General features: G+C 73.3%; 18 protein-coding genes. 11 read left to right on the forward strand and 7 right to left on the reverse strand.

All coding sequences use genetic code 11. The annotated features are described in order from the left end of the window. The first annotated feature begins 57 nt into the window (after positions 1-57). Positions 58-585, forward strand: a complete 528-nt coding sequence (locus ACFQO7_RS17765; RefSeq protein WP_376807378.1) for an NUDIX hydrolase — start codon at positions 58-60, stop codon at positions 583-585. Between the two features lie 6 nt (positions 586-591). Here ACFQO7_RS17765 and ACFQO7_RS17770 read toward each other — a convergent pair whose 3' ends face one another. Next, positions 592-1,950: a sulfatase-like hydrolase/transferase gene (locus tag ACFQO7_RS17770; protein ID WP_376807379.1), complete on the reverse strand. Its 1,359-nt coding sequence runs from the start codon at positions 1,948-1,950 to the stop codon at positions 592-594. 112 nt (positions 1,951-2,062) lie between these two features. Here ACFQO7_RS17770 and ACFQO7_RS17775 point away from each other — a divergent pair, with 112 nt between their 5' ends. Then, positions 2,063-2,983 (forward strand): ornithine cyclodeaminase family protein, encoded by a 921-nt coding sequence (locus ACFQO7_RS17775; RefSeq protein WP_376807380.1) that lies wholly within the window; start codon positions 2,063-2,065, stop codon positions 2,981-2,983. Positions 2,984-2,992: 9 nt separating this feature from the next. Here the strand turns inward: ACFQO7_RS17775 and clpX are convergent, their stop codons facing one another. Next, a complete protein-coding gene (gene clpX / locus ACFQO7_RS17780) occupies positions 2,993-4,252 on the reverse strand; it encodes an ATP-dependent Clp protease ATP-binding subunit ClpX (protein ID WP_376807381.1) in 1,260 nt (419 codons plus the stop codon). A gap of 102 nt (positions 4,253-4,354) precedes the next feature. Between clpX and ACFQO7_RS17785 the strand changes: the two genes are divergently transcribed. The 4 genes from ACFQO7_RS17785 (at position 4,355) to ACFQO7_RS17800 (ending at position 10,396) form a co-directional block, all read left to right on the forward strand. Further along, on the forward strand, positions 4,355-5,479 hold the full coding sequence (locus ACFQO7_RS17785) for a helix-turn-helix domain-containing protein (protein ID WP_376807382.1): 1,125 nt from the start codon (positions 4,355-4,357) through the stop codon (positions 5,477-5,479). A 116-nt stretch (positions 5,480-5,595) separates the two neighbouring features. Next, entirely contained in the window at positions 5,596-7,326 is a 1,731-nt protein-coding gene (locus ACFQO7_RS17790; protein ID WP_376807463.1) for a GTPase family protein, read from the forward strand. Then, the gene (locus tag ACFQO7_RS17795) at positions 7,323-8,930 is read left to right on the forward strand and encodes a GTPase family protein (RefSeq protein ID WP_376807383.1); all 1,608 of its coding nucleotides are present in this window, start codon (positions 7,323-7,325) and stop codon (positions 8,928-8,930) included. The genes ACFQO7_RS17790 and ACFQO7_RS17795 overlap by 4 nt, the downstream gene beginning before the upstream one ends. Before the next feature lie 140 nt (positions 8,931-9,070). Then, positions 9,071-10,396 (forward strand): GAF domain-containing protein, encoded by a 1,326-nt coding sequence (locus tag ACFQO7_RS17800; protein ID WP_376807384.1) that lies wholly within the window; start codon positions 9,071-9,073, stop codon positions 10,394-10,396. Between the two features lie 39 nt (positions 10,397-10,435). On the opposite strand, the gene ACFQO7_RS17805 is transcribed toward ACFQO7_RS17800, so the two are convergent. Further along, positions 10,436-11,080, reverse strand: coding sequence for a glycerophosphodiester phosphodiesterase (locus tag ACFQO7_RS17805; protein ID WP_376807385.1), 645 nt, complete (start codon positions 11,078-11,080; stop codon positions 10,436-10,438). A gap of 106 nt (positions 11,081-11,186) precedes the next feature. Between ACFQO7_RS17805 and ACFQO7_RS17810 the strand changes: the two genes are divergently transcribed. Continuing rightward, a complete protein-coding gene (locus ACFQO7_RS17810; RefSeq protein ID WP_360535213.1) occupies positions 11,187-11,693 on the forward strand; it encodes a DinB family protein in 507 nt (168 codons plus the stop codon). A 111-nt stretch (positions 11,694-11,804) separates the two neighbouring features. After that, complete coding sequence (locus ACFQO7_RS17815) at positions 11,805-12,413, forward strand: hypothetical protein (protein WP_376807386.1); 609 nt, start codon at positions 11,805-11,807, stop codon at positions 12,411-12,413. 67 nt (positions 12,414-12,480) lie between these two features. Here ACFQO7_RS17815 and ACFQO7_RS17820 read toward each other — a convergent pair whose 3' ends face one another. Then, a complete protein-coding gene (locus tag ACFQO7_RS17820; RefSeq protein ID WP_376807387.1) occupies positions 12,481-13,731 on the reverse strand; it encodes a hypothetical protein in 1,251 nt (416 codons plus the stop codon). 294 nt (positions 13,732-14,025) lie between these two features. Here ACFQO7_RS17820 and ACFQO7_RS17825 point away from each other — a divergent pair, with 294 nt between their 5' ends. The 3 genes from ACFQO7_RS17825 to ACFQO7_RS17835 all read left to right on the forward strand — a co-directional run bounded on the left by ACFQO7_RS17825 (position 14,026) and on the right by ACFQO7_RS17835 (position 15,767). Further along, positions 14,026-14,586: a TetR/AcrR family transcriptional regulator gene (locus tag ACFQO7_RS17825; RefSeq protein WP_376807388.1), complete on the forward strand. Its 561-nt coding sequence runs from the start codon at positions 14,026-14,028 to the stop codon at positions 14,584-14,586. A gap of 10 nt (positions 14,587-14,596) precedes the next feature. Further along, a complete protein-coding gene (locus ACFQO7_RS17830; protein ID WP_376807389.1) occupies positions 14,597-15,244 on the forward strand; it encodes a hypothetical protein in 648 nt (215 codons plus the stop codon). A gap of 157 nt (positions 15,245-15,401) precedes the next feature. Beyond that, complete coding sequence (locus ACFQO7_RS17835; protein ID WP_376807390.1) at positions 15,402-15,767, forward strand: VOC family protein; 366 nt, start codon at positions 15,402-15,404, stop codon at positions 15,765-15,767. 19 nt (positions 15,768-15,786) lie between these two features. On the opposite strand, the gene ACFQO7_RS17840 is transcribed toward ACFQO7_RS17835, so the two are convergent. From ACFQO7_RS17840 to ACFQO7_RS17850, 3 genes are all read right to left on the reverse strand, one after another. Beyond that, positions 15,787-16,788 (reverse strand): hypothetical protein, encoded by a 1,002-nt coding sequence (locus ACFQO7_RS17840; RefSeq protein WP_376807391.1) that lies wholly within the window; start codon positions 16,786-16,788, stop codon positions 15,787-15,789. Next, positions 16,785-17,720, reverse strand: a complete 936-nt coding sequence (locus ACFQO7_RS17845) for a transporter substrate-binding domain-containing protein (protein WP_376807392.1) — start codon at positions 17,718-17,720, stop codon at positions 16,785-16,787. The genes ACFQO7_RS17840 and ACFQO7_RS17845 overlap by 4 nt, the downstream gene beginning before the upstream one ends. 181 nt (positions 17,721-17,901) lie before the next feature. Further along, positions 17,902-19,038, reverse strand: a complete 1,137-nt coding sequence (locus ACFQO7_RS17850; protein WP_376807393.1) for a geranylgeranyl reductase family protein — start codon at positions 19,036-19,038, stop codon at positions 17,902-17,904. Between the last annotated feature and the right edge of the window lie 2 nt (positions 19,039-19,040).

Here is a 19,040-nt window from a genome sequence, read left to right on the forward strand (position 1 = left end):
GCCCGCCGCGACCTCCACGATGATCACGATCATCCGGGGGCGTGTTGAATGGGCGGTATGGGTGAGCAGGAGCCGCGGTCGGCGGGGGAGTTGCTGGACATCGTCGACGCGCAGGACCGGGTGGTGGGACAGGCGACCCGGGCGCAGGCGTACGCCCGGCGGCTCACCCACCGCTGCGTGTTCGTGCTGGCCCGCACCGGCGACGGGCGGCTGTTCGTGCACCGGCGCACCGCGCAGAAGCTGGTCTTCCCGTCCTGCTACGACATGTTCGTCGGTGGGGTGGTCGGCGCCGGGGAGACCTACGACGACGCCGCGCTGCGCGAGGCCGAGGAGGAACTCGGCGTCACCGGCCTGCCCGCGCCGCGGCCGCTGTTCACCTTCCTGTACGAGACCCCCGAGCACTCCTGGTTCTCGGCCCTGTACGAGGTCCGCTGCGACGGGCCGGTGGACCCGCAGGTCGAGGAGGTCGCCTGGCACGCCTTCCTCACCGAGGAGGAGATCGCCGCCCGGCTCGACGAGTGGGACTGGGTGCCCGACGGGCTCCAGGCCTGGCACCGCTACCAGGCCTGGCGCGCCCAGGGCTGACACCGGTCAGGGGCAGGTCGCGCCCGCGCACTGCTGCCAGGCGGCCAGGGTCGCGGCGTCGGCGGTGACGTCGGGGTCGTTGCCCCGGTCGGCGTCGCCGAGCAGGTTCACCAGCTCCCACGGGTCGGCCGCGAGGTCGTAGTACTCCTGCGAGAGCTGGTTGCCGGCCAGGTCGGTGTAGCGGGTGAACTGACGGTCGCCGGGTGCGACGCGGGAGGCCCAGGTGGGAAAGCCGCCGTTGTGCGAGTCCTGCCAGTACTCCAGCAGCGTCGCCTCGCGCCGCACGTCGCCCCGCAGGTCGCGGCCGTCGATCACGTAGCCGGCGGTGAGCCCGGCCGCGGCCAGCACCGTCGGGGTGACGTCGACGGTCGAGGCCAGGCGCTCATCTGCCCCGCGCGGGATGCGGCCGGGCCAGGACAGGTACAGCGGCACCCGGTATCCGGCCGCGTACGGCATGAACTTCTCGTCGAGGCCGTGCTCGCCCCAGAACTTGGCGTTGTCCGAGACCAGCACGACGAGCGTGTCCCGCAGCTCGCCGAGGCGGTCCAGGTGCTCGCGGACCCGGGCCAGCGTGTCGTCGACGGAGAGCAGGGTGCGCAACTGGCCGAGGCGGATGACGTCACCCTCGGCCCGGGTCGCGCGGTGGCGGCGCACGTACGCGGGCTTGTCGGACCGGTCGGCCTCACCCACGGCGGGGCTGGGCTGCCAGTCGAACGCGCGCTTGGCGTACTGCGGCTCGGGGGTCCACGGGGCGTGCGGGGCGGTGAAACCCGCGTACACGAACCATGGCTTGGCGTCGTCGGCCTCGAACCCGTCGAGGTAGGTGTTGACCTGCCGGCCGATGAACGTCGTCGAGTACGGCACGCGCCGCTGCCTGCCGTCGACCACGAACCGCGCGTCGGTGTACCCGCCGCCGACCAGGGCGGAGTGGTCGAAGCCGGGCGGGGTCTCGTCCAGGGCCCAGTTGTTGGTGAACTTGCCGACGGCCGCGGTGGCGTAGCCGGCGGTGTGCAGGGTGTGCTGGAGCGTGCTGGTGTGGTCGAGATTGTCGACGTCGGCCTGGTGCAGCACGCCGTGGTTGTGCGCGTACCGGCCGGTCAGCAGCGTGGCCCGGCTCGGGCCGCAGCTCGGCGTGGCCGCCACGGTATTCGGATAGGCGGTGCCGTCCGCCAGCCAGGCCATCGTCTGCGGCAGCGCGGACATGCCCTCGGGCCGGGCGTCGTCGAGCACCACCATCAGCACGTTCGGCCGGGTCTGCCGTTCGGGGTCGGCGTGGACCGGGCCGCCGACCAGGACGGCGGCGGTGGCCAGCGCCGCCGTCAGGACCGCGGCCAGCCGCCACCCGCGGAGCATCACGTATCGCATCAGGACAACCTTTCACCCAAGGTCATCCACAGGTCGGCTGAAACGCCAGTTCACGACGTGATCAGTTTGTTAACGACCATCGTGTCGGGCCGCGCGGACTAGCGTTCCAGACGTGACCGTGTTGCTGACCCGATCCGACGTCGAGCGTGCGGTCGACGTGGACGAGGTGCTGGAGGTGCTCGGCGAGGGCTTCCGCGCGCCCGCTCCGGCGCAGCCGCCGCTGCGGGTGCGCACCGAGCTGCCCGGACCGGGGACCGCGACCTGCCTCATGCCGGGGCTGCTGCCGGGCGTGCCCGCGTACACGGTGAAGGTCAACGCGAAGTTCCCGGCCGCCTCGCCCGCACTGCGCGGCGTCGTCTGCCTGCACGACCTGGCAACGGGCGAGCTGCTGGCGCTGGCCGACTCGGCGGCCGTCACCGCCTGGCGCACCGGGCTCGCCGCGGCGCTGGGCACCCACCTGCTGGCCGATCCGGGTGCGGGCACGCTCGGCTTCGTCGGCGCGGGCGCGCAGGCCCGGGTCGTCGCGGCCGGGCTGCGCCGGCTGCGCGCCTGGCGCGAGGTGGTGGCCACCGACCTGGACCCCGCCCGCCCCGCGGAGCTGGGCGCGCTGCCGCTGGAGAGCGCGTCGGCGGTGGCGCTGGCCGCCGACCCGGTGGTGCTGGCGACCTGGTCGCGCCGCCCGCTGCTGCGCGCCGACGAGGTGCGCCCGCACCAGCACCTGACCACGCTCGGCGCGGACGAGCCCGGCAAGGTCGAGCTGCCCGCGGACCTGCTGCTGGCGTGTCGGGTGGTGGTCGACGACAGAGCGCCGGCCGCCGCCGCGGGTGCGCTGGGCAACGTCGGGCTGGAGGCCGGGGTCGCCGCGGGCACGCTCGGCGACGTGCTGCGAGGCGACCTGCCCGCCCGCGACAGCACCGACCGCCCCACCGTCTACGCCCCTGTCGGCCTGCCCTGGCAGGACCTGGCCCTGCTGTGGACGGTCTACCGGCGGGTCTCCCGGGCCGAGGCGACGGTCATCGACCTGCTGGGCTGAGCACGCCGGTCAGGCCGTCTCGGCGCGGCGGGCGCGGCGGCGGGGGAGGTGCTCGCGGGGGACCAGGGTCGGGTTGACGTTGTCCAGCACCGTCGCCCGGTCGATCACGACCCGGGCCACGTCGTCGCGGCTGGGCACCTCGTACATCACGTTGAGCAGGATCTCCTCCAGGATGGCCCGGGTCGCGCGGGCGCCGGTGCGGCGCAGCAGGGCCTGCTCGGCGATGGCCGCGACCGCGTCGGTGGTCACCTCCAGCTCCACCCCGTCCAGCTCGAACAGCAGCTGGTACTGCTTGATCAGCGCGTTGCGCGGCTCGGTGAGGATGCGCATCAGGGTGGCCCGGTCGAACGGGCGCACCGTGGTCACGATGGGCAGCCGCCCGACGAACTCCGGGATCATCCCGAACGTCACCAGGTCGGCGGGCATGACCTCGTCGAGGGTGGGTTCGGCGGCCTGGACGCTGGCCGCGAAGCCGATGCCGCGCCGCTGCGAGCGCCGCTCGATGATCTCCTCCAGGCCGGCGAACGCGCCGCCGAGGATGAACAGCACGTCGGTGGTGTCGATCTGGAGGAACTCCTCGGCGGGCTGCTTGCGCGAGTTCGGCTGCGGCACCCGCACCGTGGTGCCTTCGAGCATCTTGAGCAGGGCCTGCTGGACGCCCTCGCCGGAGACGTCGCGCACGGCGGTGCGGTCCGCGCCGCCGCGGGCGATCTTGTCGATCTCGTCGATGTACACGATGCCGGTCTCGGCCCGGCGCACGTCGCCGTCGGCGGCCTGGATCAGCTTGAGCAGGATGCTGTCGACGTCCTCGCCGACGTATCCGGCCTGCGTCAGCGCGGTCGCGTCGGCGATCGCGAACGGCACGCCCAGGGTGCGGGCCAGGGTCTGCGCCAGGTAGGTCTTTCCGCAGCCGGTCGGCCCGATCAGCAGGATGTTGGACTTGCCCAGCTCGACCGGCTGCTCCCCGGCGGCGGCCGCGTTGCGGGCGGCGACCCGCTTGTAGTGGTTGTAGACCGCCACCGACAGCGCCGTCTTCGCGCTCTCCTGGCCGACGACGTACTGCTCCAGCGCGGCGTGGATGTCGCGCGGGGTCGGCGGGCGCAGCAGGGTGGCCGCCGCCTGCTCGGTGGCCTCTTCCTCGATCAGCTCGTTGCACAGACCGACGCACTCGTCGCAGATGCAGACCTGCCCGGGGCCGGAGATGAGCTTGCGGACCTGCCGCTGGGTCTTGGCGCAGAAGGAGCAGGCCAGCACATCGCTGCGGGTCACGGGCGCTCCTCGGGGGTCGGCGACCTTCAGATGATACCGCCAGATGATGACAACATTCGAGAGCCGCGTTATCTTGCTAACCGGACGGACACGGGAGCAGGGATGAGCCGCCTCACCAGGGCTGAGACGCAGCAGCGCAACCGCGCCGGCGTGCTGTCGGCCGCCCGCGCCGAGTTCGCCGCCCGCGGCTACCGGGAAGCGACCGTCGACGGCATCGCCGAGCGGGCCGGGCTGACCCGGGGCGCGGTCTACTCCAACTTCCCCGGCAAGCGGGCCCTCTACTTCGCCGTGCTGGCCGACGACGCCGAACGCGTACCCGAGCCGCCGCCGGCACCGGCCCGCACGGCGGGGCAGGCGCTGGGGGCGTACGCCCGGGCGGCCCTGGCCCGCCTGCCGGTGGCCACCCGCGCGCCCGGCGCACCGTCCCCGCTGGACCTGGTGCCCGAGGTGCTCGACGACGACCGGGTCCGGCGGCCCCACGCGCAGCTGCTCAAGCTCCAGGCGATCCTGCTCGGGCTGGCCCTGGAGCGGCTCACCGCCGAAGGCGCGCCGGGACGGGCGCAGCGGCGGGTGCGGGTGGCCGAGGCCGCGCTGACCACGCTGCAGGGCGCGAGTGTGCTGGCGCAGACCTCGCCCGGTTTCGTCGAGCCGTTCCACGTCGTCGCCACCTGCGAGCACCTCGGCGAACTCGACCTGCACGACCGCTGGCAGCCGCTGTACGCCGACTACGTCGCCCCGCCGCGCCCGGCGGACGAGCCGTGGCCCACCGACGGTGGCGAGGAGCCCGCGCCCCTCGACGCGGTCCGCGACGAGCCGGTGGACCTCGCCGCCGATGGTGTGGTGGCAGTGCTCGGCCTGCACCGGCTCGCCGCGATCGAGGACGCGGTGCGCGCCGCGCCGCCCGGCGCGCAGGTCACCGCCGTCCTCGTCAGCGGCGCGCCGGGAGAGCTGATGCCGTTGGCGCGGCTGATGCTCGCCGAGTTCCGCCGCTGCCTGTCGGCGGCGTTCCCGCGCCGTGCGTGGCCGGGCCTGCGCATCGTGTACGACGAGACCGGCGCGCTCGCCGCGGCCGCCGGTGTGGACGCCGTCAGCGACGCCACCGAGTCCGCGGTGCGCGTCGTGTCCGGACGGATCACCGCCCGCGCCGACGGCTACGGCGCTTGCCTGGCCGCGGCCGGGGTTCCGCATCCGGACGGCCGCCGGGAAGATCACCGACTGCGGTCATGATCTGCGGTCCGACCGCGGCCGGTGACCACAAACGGCGATCTTCGCCGCGATGATCGTGTTTCCGGCACAGGGACGCCCGAGGGCATAGTTTCCGCCATGCTGGATATGTGGTGGCCATGACGGGCGCGGACGCGGGGCTGGGCGGGGAACTGACGCGGTTGCGCGACGCGCTCACCGGGGTGCGCTACCCGCTGGCCCTGCCTGGCGCCGCCGCCGCGACCAGCCTGGCCAAGGCCACCGCCGGGCAGCTCGACGACTACCTCATCCCGCGACTGGCCCGGCTGGACGCGCCGCTGCTGGCCGTCGCGGGCGGCTCCACGGGGGCGGGCAAGTCCACTCTGGTCAACAGCCTGGTGCGGGCCCCGGTCAGCGTCGCGGGCGCGCGCCGGCCCACCACGCGGGCGCCGGTGCTGGTCTGCCATCCCTCCGACGCCGCCTGGTTCAGCGAGGCCAACCTGCTGCCGCGGCTGGGCCGCACCGGCAGCGCCGACGGCGGCGGCATCGGCCTGCTGGTCATGCCCGTCGCGGTGCTGAGCCCCGGGGTCGCGCTGCTCGACTCGCCCGACATCGACTCCGTCGAGGAGGACAACCGGGCGCTGGCCGAGCAGCTGCTGGCCGCCGCGGACCTGTGGCTGTTCGTCACGACCGCGGTCCGCTACGCCGACGCGGTGCCGTGGGAGCTGCTGCACGCCGCCCGCGACCGGGGAACCGCCGTGTCGATCATCCTGAACCGCGTGCCGCCCGGCGCCGACGCCGAGGTGACCCCGCACCTGACCGAGATGCTGGCCGAGCACGGCCTCGGCGGGGTGCCCATGTTCGTGCTCGACGAGCAGCGCCTGGACCAGCACGGGCTGCTGTCCGAACAGGCCGTCGCCCCGCTGCGCGAATGGCTGGACGAACTGGCCCGCTCCGCCGCGGCCCGCGCGGCCGTGGTGCGCCAGACCGTCGACGGGGCTGTCGCCGCGCTGACCCCGGCCACCGCCCGGCTCGCCGCCGAGGCCGACGCCCAGGCCGAGGCCGTCACCGCGCTCGGCGCGTCGGTCGACAACGCCTACCGCGAGGCCGCCCACGCCGTGGACCAGGGCATCCGCGACGGCACCATGTTCCGCGGCGAGGTGCTCGCCCGCTGGCAGGAGCTGGTCGGCACCGGCGAGTTCATGCGCGGCCTGCAGGCCCGGGTCGGGCGGCTGCGCGACCAGCTCGTCAGCGCCATCACCGGCCGGCCCCGCCCCACCGACGAGCTGATCACGGCGATCGAGTCGCAACTGGTCGTCTTCGTGCACGGCGCGGCCGCCGACGCCGCCGAGCACGCGGCCGCCGCCTGGCGGGCCCACCCCGCGGGCGGTGAGCTGCTCGCCGCGAACCCGGGCCTGGCCCGGGTCGGCCCCGACATCGACGCCCGCGCCGACCGGGTCGTGCGCGACTGGCAGCGCGGGGTGCTCGACCTGGTCCGCGACGAGTCCGGCGGCAAGCTGTTCGCCGCGCAGTTCAGCGCGTACGCCGTCAACGCGCTCGGGCTGTGCCTGATGATCCTGGTGTTCGCGGCCACCGCGTTCATCCCGACCGGTGCGGAGATCGCCGTCGGGGCCGGGGCCACCGTCGCGGCGCAGAAGGTCCTCGAAGCCATCTTCGGCGACGACGCCGTGCGCCGCCTGGCCGAACGGGCCCGGCAGGACTTCCTGGCCAAGGTGGACGGGCTGCTCCAGCAGGAGGCGGCCCGCTTCCACGCCGTACTCGACGGCACCGGAGTGTCCACGCAGGACGGCGACCGCCTGCGCGCCGCCGCCGCTGCCGTCGACACCGCCCGCCGGGCCGACCCGATCTCCCAGGACGGAGCCGCCGGGTGAGCGCGCCGACGGTGGTCGAGCGTTTGGCCGCGCTCGAACGGTTCACCGCCGCGACCGCCGACCGGCTGCCCGAACGCGACCTGGCCCCGGCCCGGGCGCTGATCGGGCGGGCCGGGGAGCGGCTGGCCCTGTCGCAGCTGCACACCGTGGTGGCGCTGGCCGGCGCGACCGGCACCGGCAAGTCCAGCATCTTCAACGCCCTGGCCGGGGTGCCGCTGTCGCAGACCGGTGTACGCCGCCCCACCACCGGCGAGGCGCACGCCTGCGTATGGGGACCCGACAGCGCCGACCCGCTGCTCGACTGGCTCGGCGTCGACCGCCGCTACACCCGCGACGGCGGCACCGAGCCCGACCTGTCCGGCCTGGTGCTGCTCGACCTGCCCGACTACGACTCGGTGCAGGCCGCGCACCGTGCCGAGGCCGACCGGCTGCTGTCCGTGGTGGACCTCATCGTCTGGGTGCTGCATCCGCAGAAGTACGCCGACAAGATCGTGCACAGCGGCTACCTGGCGCGGTTCCACCGCCACCGCGAGATCACCGTCGTCGCGCTCAACGCCGCCGACCTGCTGTCCGCCGCCGACCTGGAGGACTGCACGGCGGACCTGCGCCGCCTGCTGGCCGCCGACGGCCTCGACGGGCTGCCCGTGCTGACCACCTCCACGATCGGCCCGCCCGGCCTGGACCCGCTGGTCAAGGCGATCCGGCAGGCGGTGGTCGCCCGGCAGGCCGCGGTGCGGCGGCTGGCCGCCGACCTCGACGGGGTCACCGCCGCGCTGGCCTCGGCCGTCGCCGCCGATCCGCCGAAGAGCGCGCTGGACGCCGAGGCGAGCAGGGCGCTGACCGCCGCCCTGTCCCAGGCCGCCGCGGTGCCGACGGTGGCCGCCGCGGTCGAGAACGCCTACGTGCACCGGGCCCGCAAGATGACCGGCTGGCCGCTGCTGCGCTGGATCCGCCGGACCCGTCCCGATCCCCTGGAGCGCCTGCACCTCGGCGACCACCGCGCGGCCGTGCCGGCCGCGACCTCGCTGGCCCCGGCCTCACCCGCCGCCACGGCCGCGGTCACCAAGGCGCTGCGCGAGGCCGCCGACCGGGCGAGCGCGCCGCTGCCCGCGCCGTGGCAGGACGCCATGCTCGCGGCGGTGCGCTCGTTTCGCGACGAGGTGCTCGACGCGCTGGACCGGGCCGTCGCGCAGACCGACCTCGGCGTCGCCCGCAAACGCTGGTGGTGGCGGGCGGTCGGGCTGCTGCAGTGGCTGGTCACCGCGGTGGCGCTGGTCGGGCTGCTGTGGCTCGGCGTACGGCTGGGCATGCAGGCGCTGGCGCTGCCGCCGCTGCGTACGCCCATGGTGGACGGCTGGCTGCCGATGCCGACGGCGCTGCTGGCCGGCGGCCTGCTGGCCGGGTTCCTGATCGCGGTGCTGGTGCGCCCGGTGGTCCGGCTGGCCGCCCGCGCCCGCCGCCGCCGCGCCGCCAAGCAGTTGCGCGCGTCGGTGCAGGGTGTGGTCAAGCAGCTGGTTGAGGCCCCAGCGACCGCGGTGCTCACCGACTACACCGCTGCCCGTGCCGCCCTGCGCGAGGCCGCCGGTGCCGGAGGTCGGCGCTGACCCGAGGTGAGGTCAACCGGCGCAACGGCCCTGAACAGGGAATATGCTTCTTCGGAGAGCCTCCGCCAGGGCTTCGGACATGCCTCCGTCCGGGAAGGCTGTGAAGTATGGCCGGTGGTGAGCCGTTCACGGCGAAAATGATGGGATCGAGGGATCTGGAAGCGGGCAGCCTCGGCTCGGCGGTCCGCTACACCCACACGGGCAGGTTGGAACTCGACCTTGCCCTGCAGCGCCTGATCGAGCGGGCTCGCGCGCTCGGCGCGGGCGAGGAGCGCATCCGAGCGCTGCTGCGGGCGAACCTGGAGATGGCCCGCGGGGTGGACCTGACCCAGGTGCTGCACCGGCTCGTGGTGACCGCCCGGCACCTGGTGCGCGCCAAATATGCGGCGCTCGGCGTGGTCGAGGACGGCCACATCACCGAGTTCGTGTTCGACGGCATGGACGCCGCGACCGCCGACCGCATGGGGCACCTGCCCGAAGGGCGTGGCCTGCTCGGGCTGCTGCTGGCGGAACCGCATCCGATCCGGGTCGCCGAGATCTCCGCCCATCCGTGCTCGGTGGGCTTCCCGGAGCACCATCCGCCGATGACGTCGTTCCTCGGGGTGCCGGTGCTGACCTCGGCCGGCCGTCTGCTGGGCAACTTCTACCTGACCGAGAAGGTGGGGGCGGCCGAGTTCAGCGCCGCCGACGAGGAACTGATCACCGACTTCTCCCGGGTCGCCGCGGCCGCTATCGGCAACGCCGGCATCTTCACCGAGGCCTGCCGCCGCCACGCCTGGCAGGAGGCGATGGTCTCGATCACCGAGCGGGTGCTCGCCGGGGTGGGGCCCGACGCCCTGATGGCCGAGCTCATCAGTCAGGCGGAGCGCGCCGACCGCGCGGACGGGGCGTGCGTCGTGCTGCTCTCGCCCGACGGTCTCACCGTGACCGGTGTGCAGGCCATGGGCACGTTGAAGCTGCTCGTGGACGCCCCGGGCGCGCTGCCGGCCGTCTGCGCACTGGTCATGGCCGAGCGCCGGGTCATGGTGGTCGAGCCGGCTGCCGATCCGCGGCTGCGCGACGTGCTTGGTGCGGCGCAGCCGTCCCAGCTCCTGATCGCGCCGCTGACCGGACAGGAGACGGCGCTCGGGGCGATCCTGCTGTCCAAGAAACCCGGGGAAGACCCCTTCGACGCGGTGGACGTCGAGATGGCCTCGGTCTTCGCGGGCCAGGCCAGTCTCGCCCTCGAACTCGCCGGCACCGCCGACCTCGACGACGGCGACCTCACCGATCGGCACCTCGCGTTCGCCGAGGGCCTGCGGGAGCGGTTCCTCAGCCGGATGTCGCGGATCAGCTTCTCGCTGCGCTCGATCGTCGACCACTCGCTCGACATCGAGCTGCGTGAGCAGGCGGGATACAAGCTCGCCGAGATGGACGCCCTGATCGACCACCTGAAGTCGCTGACGTTCCTGCGCACTGACCGCTGAGCGGGGCTCGCCCCCAGAGCGGAGGCGAGCCCGGTCACGTCAGCCCGCCGAGATCCACCCGGCCAGTTCCGCCGGGCGGTTGGTGATGATGCCGTCCACGCCGAGCTGGTTCAGCGAGCGCCACTGGGCCGCGGAGTCGATCGTCCAGGCCATCACCGCCACGCCGGCCTGGTGCAGGTCGGCGACCAGGGTCGGGCGGGCCAGCAGCGCCGAGCCCGGCGGGTGGTACGCAGTCAGGTGCAGCTGCCCGGCCAGGGCGACCGGGTCCGCGTCCAGGGTGCTGCGCAGCAGACCGATGGGCAGTTCCGGGGCCAGCTCGTAGCTGTACTGCAGCGACGCCACGTCGAAGCTCTGGATGAACACGCGGCCGGTCATCTGCTGCTCGCGGATCACCTGCACGATCTTCGTGACCTGGTCGCGGGTGTGCGCACCCTTGATCTCCAGCAGCAGGTTGCCGCCGCGGGTACGCAGGTCGGCCAGTTGTTCGGCCAGCGTCGGCATCCGCACGCCCGTGTAGTGCGGCGCGAACCAGGAACCGGCGTCCAGAGTCTTGAGCTGAGCGGACGTCATGCCACGGATCGCGCCGGTCCCGTCGGTGGTCCGGTCGACGGTGCTGTCGTGCAGGATGAACGGCACCCCGTCGGACGAGGGCTGCACGTAGGCAAGATCGCTGTTTGCGGCCATGATCTGTGTTCTGACCAGGCCTGCTGACCCGAAACGGCGATCTTGCCGGCCGCGTGAACCCGCACGGCCTGGTACAAAGGTGGCTTCCGACGGAAGGATCTTCGTGATGGCCACCGAGCGCCCCGATGTGCCGCTGATCGCCGGTGAGCGGGAGATGCTGCGGCAGTTCCTCGACTACCACCGGGCCACGCTGGCCTGGAAGTGCGACGGGCTGACCGACGAGCAGCTGCGTGAGCGGTCCATGCCGCCGTCGACGCTGAGCCTGCTCGGCCTGGTCCGGCACATGTGCGAGGTCGAGCGCACCTGGTTCCGCAAGGTCATCGCCGGGGAGGACATCACCCTGGTCTGGTCGCCGGACAACGACTACCAGGTGGCGTACGACCCGACCGGCGCGACCCGCGCGGACGCGTTCGCCGCGTGGCAGGCCGAGGTCGAGCATGCGCGGCGCATCGAACGCGAGGCCGAGTCGCTGGACGTGGTCGCCCACAACCCCCGCTGGGGACAGGACGTCTCGCTGCGGTTCGTGATGCTGCACCTGATCCACGAGTACGCCCGCCACAACGGCCACGCCGACTTCCTCCGTGAGGGCGTCGACGGCGTCACCGGCGCCTGACCCGCGTTTGCTCCACCGCGACGAGCGGCCGAATCGTGACCCGACGGGGCCACGCGCGGCCGGGCGGATCGCGCACACTGTGCGACGCCGTCGTCATCGGAGGGAAGAAGCATGGTCAGCAACGAGGTCCGGCCGCGTACCGTCACCGTGGCGAGCGCCGCGCTGGCGGCGTTCGTCGCCGTCGCCGTGGCCGACGTGGTCGTGTCGGTGGTCTCACTGGGCCGGTTCGCCGACGCGGCTGACGCGTTCCTCGCCTCGGCGCGCGCCGCGCAGGTGGCCGACCCGGCGGACGTCGTCGACGTCGTGGGGGAGTCGCTGTGGTTCGACCTCGGGGTCGCGGCCCTGGCCGTGGTGGCTTTCGGGGTTCTGGCGGTCGCGATCCGGCGACCGTGGCAGGCCGGGCGGGTCCTGACGTGGGTCGCGGCCGTGCCGTTCGTCGTGGTGCTCGTCTGCGGCATCGCGGTGGGCCTGGAGTACGCGCCGCCGTCGGACGTGAGCATGCCGGTGTACACCCTGGCGGACCTCGGGCTGCTGCCGGGCTGGCATTCGACGGCCCGCAGCGTGCTGACCACGCTGGAGGTGGTGCTGCTCGCCGTGGCCTGCTTCCAGCTGACGCGGGAGGACTCGACGGACTTCTACCGCAGCCAGATCCTCGGCGCGAGCCTGGGCCAGGTGGCCGCCGAGCAGCAGCGCCGCAGGGAGTCCGAGCCGACCGGCTGAGCCGGTCTCGGCAACGCGGACGCGGCCCGTGCCGGGTGGCGCGGGCCGCGTCGCTCACAGTCGGGTGCTACGGGGCCAGGGCGATCAGCGAGGTCTTGTCGTTGATGTCGCCGCCGACGTACAGGTGGTCGCTCTTGACGAACAGCCGGCACGTGCCCAGGTTCTGGCCCGAGTCGTTGTCGCAGAGCACGGCACGGCCCGCGCCGGGCACGCGCAGCGAGCTGACTCCGTCGTTGCCGACCGGGGCGAGGTCGGCGGCCGTGTAGATGCCGGGCCCGAAGGTGGCCGTGGCGCCCTTGAAGTCGCGGTCGGCGTACACGTTCAGCAGACTGCCCGAGGCCGGGCCGGCCTGCACGACGAGCGTGGAGATGCCGTCGTTGAGCGAGCTGCCGCCCAGGTTGGTCTCGCCGGCGCCGAACATCCGGCACAGGCCGAGGTCGCCCTGCCCGCTCGGGCCGGTGCTGTCGTTGCGGCAGCCGACCACGCGCCAGCCGTCGCCCACGCGCAGTGAGCTGATCTTGTCGTTGCCGACCGTGGCCAGCTCGTTGGCGAGCCCGGTGTACACGCCCGGGTTGAACGACTGGCGCAGGCCGCCCAGGTCGGCGTCGGCGGCGGCGATCAGCGGTGGTGTGCCCACGGCGACCAGGGAGATCTTCGTTTCCATGTCGCCGCCGACGGTGGCGTGCTCGCCGCCGCGGAACAGCCGGCACTTGCCCAGGTCGAGGGTGGCGGTGCCAGGCTTGGCGTCGTTGTCGCAGGCGACGACGCGGTATCCGTCGGCGACCTTCAGCGACTTGACCGAGTCGGCCAGCGTGGACAGGTTGCCGGCGACCTGGCCGAAGCCGCCCGAGCCCAGCGGCAGCGAGGTGCCGGTGAACTTCGTGTTCTGGAACGCGGTGACGGCGGTGCCCTTGACCGGCTTGCCCATGACGGCCAGCAGCGAGATCTTGTCGTTGAGACCGTCGCCGACGAACTGGTGCAGCCCGGCGTCGAAGTAGCGGCAGGTGCCGAGCGAGCCCTTGTTCACGTTGCCCTCGGACCCGCCGTTGTCGCAGGCCAACGCGCGATATCCGGAGGCGACGTAGAGCGAGGTGATGGCGTCGTTGCCGACGACGCCGAGTTCCTTCTTGGCGGCGTCGAACACGCCCGTCCCGTAGGACTGCTTGGCGCCGGTGAAGTTGCGGTCGGCGTACGCGACGAGCGGCGCGGAGCCGACGCCGGGGATCACCGCCGCCTGCGCGGGCGTGGCGCTCAGCAGCGACGGCAGGAGGGCGGTGGCCACCGCCGCGCCTGTCGCCAGGGACCTTCGAAACGACATGCCAGCCTCCGAACCCGAATCGACCGAGCCGACTCGTAGACCATGGACGTTGCTGCTGGAGGCGTAGCGGCAGGCACAGGTGTCAGGGGGAGCCGTCACCGGCACACCTGGAGCGCTTCCCCGCCAGGCGCTCCATCAGGTATGCCCTTTGTATCGGATTTAGTCCTTAATGTCCATAATTGCCGGCTTATCCGCCGTGCCTGACCGCGCCGCGCAGCACCGCTTGACGACATCTGGCTAATGGTAGTAGCTTTAAAGCTACGAACGTTAGCGAACGTGGAAGGAGGTGGCGACATGCCCAGGGCCGGACTGTCCACTCAGGCCGTCGTCCAGGCGGCCGTCGAGGTCATCGACGAGCACGGGGTCGATGCGCTGACCCTCGCCGCCGTCGCGGCGCGCTGCGGCGTCGCCGCTCCCTCGCTCTACAAACACGTCGGCGGCCTCGCCGAACTGAAGACACAGGTCGGCGTGCGCGTGCTCAACGAACTCGCGGACCGGTTCGCCGCCGCGGCGATAGGCCGCAGCGGCACCGACGCGATCACCGCGCTGATGCACGCCTACCGGCAATACGTGGTGGCCCACCCCGCCCGCTACGCCGCGATGCCCGTCGACCCGCTGCACCACCCCGAACTCGCCGCGGCCGGCATCCGCCAGCTCGAAGTCATCCAGGCCGCGCTGCGGCCGTGGCGGCTCGACCCCGCGGGTCAGGTCCACACCATCCGCAAGCTGCGCGTCATCGCGCACGGTTTCGCCTCGCTGGAGTCAGCCGGCGGCTTCGGCCTGCCCGAAGACCTCGACGAGACCTACCAGCAGCTCATCGCCACCTTCCTCGATTCCCTGCCGGCCCACCCCTGAGGAGAAGACCGTGTCCGCACCCCTCACCCGGATCCGCCTGGCCGCCGCCGCGCTGGCCGCCGCCGGAGTCCTGTTCGCGTTGTACCCCGGCCTGCGCCCGTGGCGCGACGAGACCACCCTGCAGGGCGCGCAGGAAGCCATGTCCTCGCCCTGGTGGGTCGCCACCCACCTGTTCGCGATGATCGGGTTCATCCTCGTGCCGCTCGCCCTGCTGGCCGTGCGCCGCGTCGTCGACGGCACCCGCGCCGAGCCGCTCGCGCTCACCGCCGCGGTCACCGCCTGGATCGGCGTCGGCCTGACCCTGCCGTTCTACGGCGCGGAGGACTTCGCCCTGCACGTGCTGGCCGCCGAGAGCACCGGCGGCGCCCAGCTCGACCTGCTCGGCCTGGCCGAAGGCGTGCGCTACCTGCCCGCCGCGGTGACCACCTTCGGCATCGGACTGATCCTGCTCGCCGTCGGCGCGGTCCTCGCCGCCGTCGCGATCGCCCGCTCCGGCGTCCTGCCGCGCCTGTCCGGCGTGCTGTTCGCCGTGGGCTTCGCGACGTTCCTACCGCAGTTCTTCACCCCGGCCGCCGTCCGCGTGGGCCACGGCGTGCTCGTCGCCGCCGGCTGCCTCTGGCTCGCGTACGCCCTCTGGCGCACCCCCGCCCGCTCGTGAGAGGAAAGGAAGGGCACCTTCACAACGCTCCGCGTTGTAGAAGGTGCCCTTCCCATCACCGCAGGCTCAGGACCTGCCGTGCCGTACATCCGCCCGCGGCCGGCGTATGCGCCGTGGTTCACGGCATCGGTCGGACCCGTGCGGCAGAATGTTCGCCGTGATCGGACGCTGGCACGGCCTCATCATCGACTGCCCGGACCCGAGCGCGCTGGCCGGGTTCTACCAGGAGCTGCTCGGCATGCAGCGGGTTTACGAGGAGGGCGACTGGGTCGTCATCGGCGACGCGCCCGACCGGCCGGGCGTGGGGTTCCAGCGGGTTGCCGACTTCACGCCCCCGCGCTGGCCCGACCCGGCCCACCCGCAGCAGATGCACCTCGACGTGCGCGTCGACGACATCGAGCAGGCCGAGCCGCAGGTGCTCGCGCTGGGCGCGACCCCGCTGCCCGGCGGCGGCAAGACCTTCCGGGTGTACGCGGACCCGGTCGGCCACCCGTTCTGCCTCGTCTGGCAGGTGGCGGGCTGACCGCACCGCGGCCCGATGCTCAGGTCGGGATGCGGCAGACCGCGCTGACCGGGGCCATCGGGCGCACCCGGCGTCCCAGCGCGCCGAGCAGCGAGTCCTCGACGTGGAACTCGCGCACCCGGAACCGGTAGCGCACCAGCTCCTCCGCGGTGGGGCAGAGCACCCGCGCCGCGATGTCGTCGTTGTCGATGTACCGCACGCCGCCGCGCTCCTGCAGAATCACCGTGCTGACGTCGTCGGTGCTGATCACGTGGCCGCGCACCTCCTCGGGCACCCCGGCCTGGGTGGCGACCGTGGTGACCGTCATCGGCAGCACCGGCGTCATCACCACGGGCACGGCCGCGATCAGCAGCACCACCGCGATGCCGGGCTGCGCCAGCGCCGCCGCGGGCAGCACCAGCCACCGGGGCAGCGGCCCGCTCACGCCCAGCGCCAGCAGCGGCGGCACGACCAGCAGCGCCACCGCGAACAGCTCCCCGGTCCGCCACGCCTGCAGCACCGTCGGCCCGACCAGCCAGCCGTAGCCGGCCAGCGCCGCCGCGACGGTCGCCGCCCACCGCCAGCGCGGCCAGGCCAGGGCGGTCAGCTCCCGCTGGAACACCGCCACCGCGGCGACCACCAGCAGCGGCAGGTAGATGATCTGCCAGGTGGTCAGCGCGATCGCGAACAGCCCGGCCAGGAACCACGGCGGCGCTATCGCGTACCACCGCGCGAACAGCGGCCGCCGCCGCGGCCAGCCCTCCGTGCTCACGGCCAGCACCGAGCCCAGCGCGAACACCGCGACCAGCCCCGTGGTCACCAGCCGGGTGGCCGTGGTGAACAGCGCCGCCAGCAGGTTGACCGGCCCGACGTTGGCGACCAGGAGCAGCGTCGTCTGCAGCTCCCCGCCGGCCTCGATCCACAGCCGCATCACCGAGAAGACGGCGGGCACACCGACCGCCACCGTCCAGAAGCCCTGTCCGGCGCGCCACGCGGAACGCTTGCGGGGCGGCGGCGGCCCCGGCTCGCCGGACCCGGTCATGGCTTGCGGGCCTTCTCGTCGTAGTCCACCAGGTCAGGGGCGTCGATGGGCGGCTGGGTGGTGTCGTCGCCGAGCCACGGCCCCAGCGTGCGCCGGTACGCCGCCAGCCACGGGCTGGTGCCCGTCGACCGGCCCGCGTCGTAGCTCTTGCGCAGGAAGAACGCCACCAGGTCGCGCAGCTCGGGATCCTGCTTGGACACCCCGATGCCGAGCCGCTCGTTCGCGCCGATCGGCACGTCGACGATGAACAGGTCCTTCGGGTGCTCGGACAGGTATCCGGCGAGGATCGTCTCGTCGGTGGAGTAGGCGTGCGACTTGCCCGACATCAGCCGCTCCAGGCACTCGCGGTTGGTCGCCGCCGGGTACACCTTCAGCCCCCGGTCGGTGAACTGGCGCTCGCCGGTGGAGCCGCCGACCACGCAGGTCTCCCGTCCCGGCTGGGCCAGGTCGTTGAGGTTGCGGATCTTGTCACGGTCCGCGGTGCGGATCAGCAGCTCCTGCTTGGTGGCGAAGTACGGCCCGGCGAAGTCGATCTCCTTCTCCCGGTCCGGGGTCATCGAGTAGCTGGCCACCACCAGGTGCACCTGGCCCGACACGAGCGCGTTCTCGCGGTCCTCGGTCTGCAGCGGCACCCACTCGATGCGGCTGTCGCCCTGGAAGCCCAGCGATTCGGCCAGGTAGCGCGCGATCTCGATGTCGAAGCCCTCGAAGCGCCCGTTCACGATCTTGCCCATGAGCGGCTGGTCCTCGGCCACGCCGATCTTGATCCTCGGCTGGCCGTACACATCGGTCTTCCGGAACAGGTCGTCCACGGTCGTCGGCGCGTTGTCCTTGGGCCCGCAGGCCGCAGCGCCCGCCAACAGCATCGTCAGCGTCACCGCGGTCGCGGTCAGCAGCGGCCGCAACCGCGGCCGGGCAGGAATCTCAGTCATCGGCGGTCCTCAGGTAGGTGGACGGCGCCGGTCCAATGTAGTCGCGCGCCTCCACACCGTGACGCCCGTCAGTACAACGTTTAGATGAAGCACCCGCCCTGGCACTCGCGCACGCCGCTCCGCTGGTTCGTCCCGCAGTTTCGGGGAAACTGCCACAGCGACGGGGCGGGTCGGGCGCGGGTCAGGGGCGGTGGGCGGCGGCGGTGGCCACGGCGGCGAGCAGGCGCGGGGTGAGGAGGCCGTCGCCGAGGCCCAGGCCGACGAAGCCGTCGAAGACGCGCTGGTCGCGGGCGGCGGCGCGCATCCCGGCGTCGACCACCCACGGTCGTGCGGTCAGCCGGGCGACCAGGCCGGTGTGCCGCAGGTGGCGGGCCAGGCGGTGGCGCAGCGCGACCGTGTAGGCGCGGCCCGCGGACGTGCCGCCCGGCGACACGGCGGCCTGCCCGGCCAGCGCGCCGGACAGCACGGCGTAGAAGATGCCCTCGCCGGTGAACGGGTTGATCAGCGACAGCGCGTCCCCGGCCAGCAGCAGCCGCCCGTGCCCCGGGCGAGGACGCCAGGTCGACAGCGGCAGGTGGTGTGCCCGTGCGTCGGACAGCCCGGCCAGGCCGGTGTCGCCGAGCAGGTCGTGCATCCGCTCCAGCAGATGAGACCGGCTGAGCGGGCCGCGCGACGCCAATTCGCCGTAGCCGACGTTGCGCCGCCCGTCCCCGATCGGGAACGACCAGGCGTAGGCGGGCCACCGCTGCCCGGTCATCACGATGCGCTGCTCCGGCCGCGGCGCGGGGTCGGGGGCGTAGGCGCGGATGGCCACGGCCAGCCGGTCCGGCGGGTTGCGGGGCAGGCCCAGGGCGCGCCGCACGGTGGAGTTCGCGCCGTCCGCCCCGATCACGACCCGTGCGGCCAGACCGCCGCCCAGCTCGACGCCGTCCGGGCGCACCGTGAGGCCGCGTACCGTGTGCTGCCGGAACGTGGCACCGGCCCGCACCGCCGCGGCGACCAGGCGGGTGTCGAACACCGCGCGCGGGATGACGTACGCGGGCTCGGGCAGCTCCCGCGCCGCCTGCACGCCGCCGGGCCCGGTCAGGCGCAGCGAGCGGATCGGCGAGTAGCCGTCGGTCAGCCCGGTGACCCCGAGCCCGCCCAGCACGTCGAGGCCCTGCTGGGCGATGCCGTCGCCGCAGGCCTTGTCACGGGGAAACACGCCGCGGTCCAGCAGCACCTTCGCCCCGGCCCGCGCGGCGGCGAGCGCGGCGGCCGATCCGGCCGGCCCGGCCCCGACGATCGCGACCTCGTACACGCCTCCAGCATCGGTCATGG

It is taken from the genome of Catellatospora aurea, assembly GCF_042663325.1.
In the GTDB taxonomy this organism is placed as follows: Bacteria; Actinomycetota; Actinomycetes; order Mycobacteriales; family Micromonosporaceae; genus Catellatospora; species Catellatospora aurea.

What these genes read in the sequence shown, in the direction of transcription:
- ACFQO7_RS17765 (WP_376807378.1), top strand. Translation starts at nt 58, where the DNA reads ATGGGTGAGCAGGAGCCGCGGTCGGCGGGGGAGTTGCTGGACATCGTC.
- ACFQO7_RS17770 (WP_376807379.1), bottom strand. Translation starts at nt 1,950, where the DNA reads ATGCGATACGTGATGCTCCGCGGGTGGCGGCTGGCCGCGGTCCTGACG.
- ACFQO7_RS17785 (WP_376807382.1), top strand. Translation starts at nt 4,355, where the DNA reads ATGAGCCGCCTCACCAGGGCTGAGACGCAGCAGCGCAACCGCGCCGGC.
- ACFQO7_RS17790 (WP_376807463.1), top strand. Translation starts at nt 5,596, where the DNA reads ATGACGGGCGCGGACGCGGGGCTGGGCGGGGAACTGACGCGGTTGCGC.
- ACFQO7_RS17800 (WP_376807384.1), top strand. Translation starts at nt 9,071, where the DNA reads ATGGGATCGAGGGATCTGGAAGCGGGCAGCCTCGGCTCGGCGGTCCGC.
- ACFQO7_RS17805 (WP_376807385.1), bottom strand. Translation starts at nt 11,080, where the DNA reads ATGGCCGCAAACAGCGATCTTGCCTACGTGCAGCCCTCGTCCGACGGG.
- ACFQO7_RS17810 (WP_360535213.1), top strand. Translation starts at nt 11,187, where the DNA reads ATGGCCACCGAGCGCCCCGATGTGCCGCTGATCGCCGGTGAGCGGGAG.
- ACFQO7_RS17815 (WP_376807386.1), top strand. Translation starts at nt 11,805, where the DNA reads ATGGTCAGCAACGAGGTCCGGCCGCGTACCGTCACCGTGGCGAGCGCC.
- ACFQO7_RS17820 (WP_376807387.1), bottom strand. Translation starts at nt 13,731, where the DNA reads ATGTCGTTTCGAAGGTCCCTGGCGACAGGCGCGGCGGTGGCCACCGCC.
- ACFQO7_RS17825 (WP_376807388.1), top strand. Translation starts at nt 14,026, where the DNA reads ATGCCCAGGGCCGGACTGTCCACTCAGGCCGTCGTCCAGGCGGCCGTC.
- ACFQO7_RS17840 (WP_376807391.1), bottom strand. Translation starts at nt 16,788, where the DNA reads ATGACCGGGTCCGGCGAGCCGGGGCCGCCGCCGCCCCGCAAGCGTTCC.
- ACFQO7_RS17845 (WP_376807392.1), bottom strand. Translation starts at nt 17,720, where the DNA reads ATGACTGAGATTCCTGCCCGGCCGCGGTTGCGGCCGCTGCTGACCGCG.
- ACFQO7_RS17850 (WP_376807393.1), bottom strand. Translation starts at nt 19,038, where the DNA reads ATGACCGATGCTGGAGGCGTGTACGAGGTCGCGATCGTCGGGGCCGGG.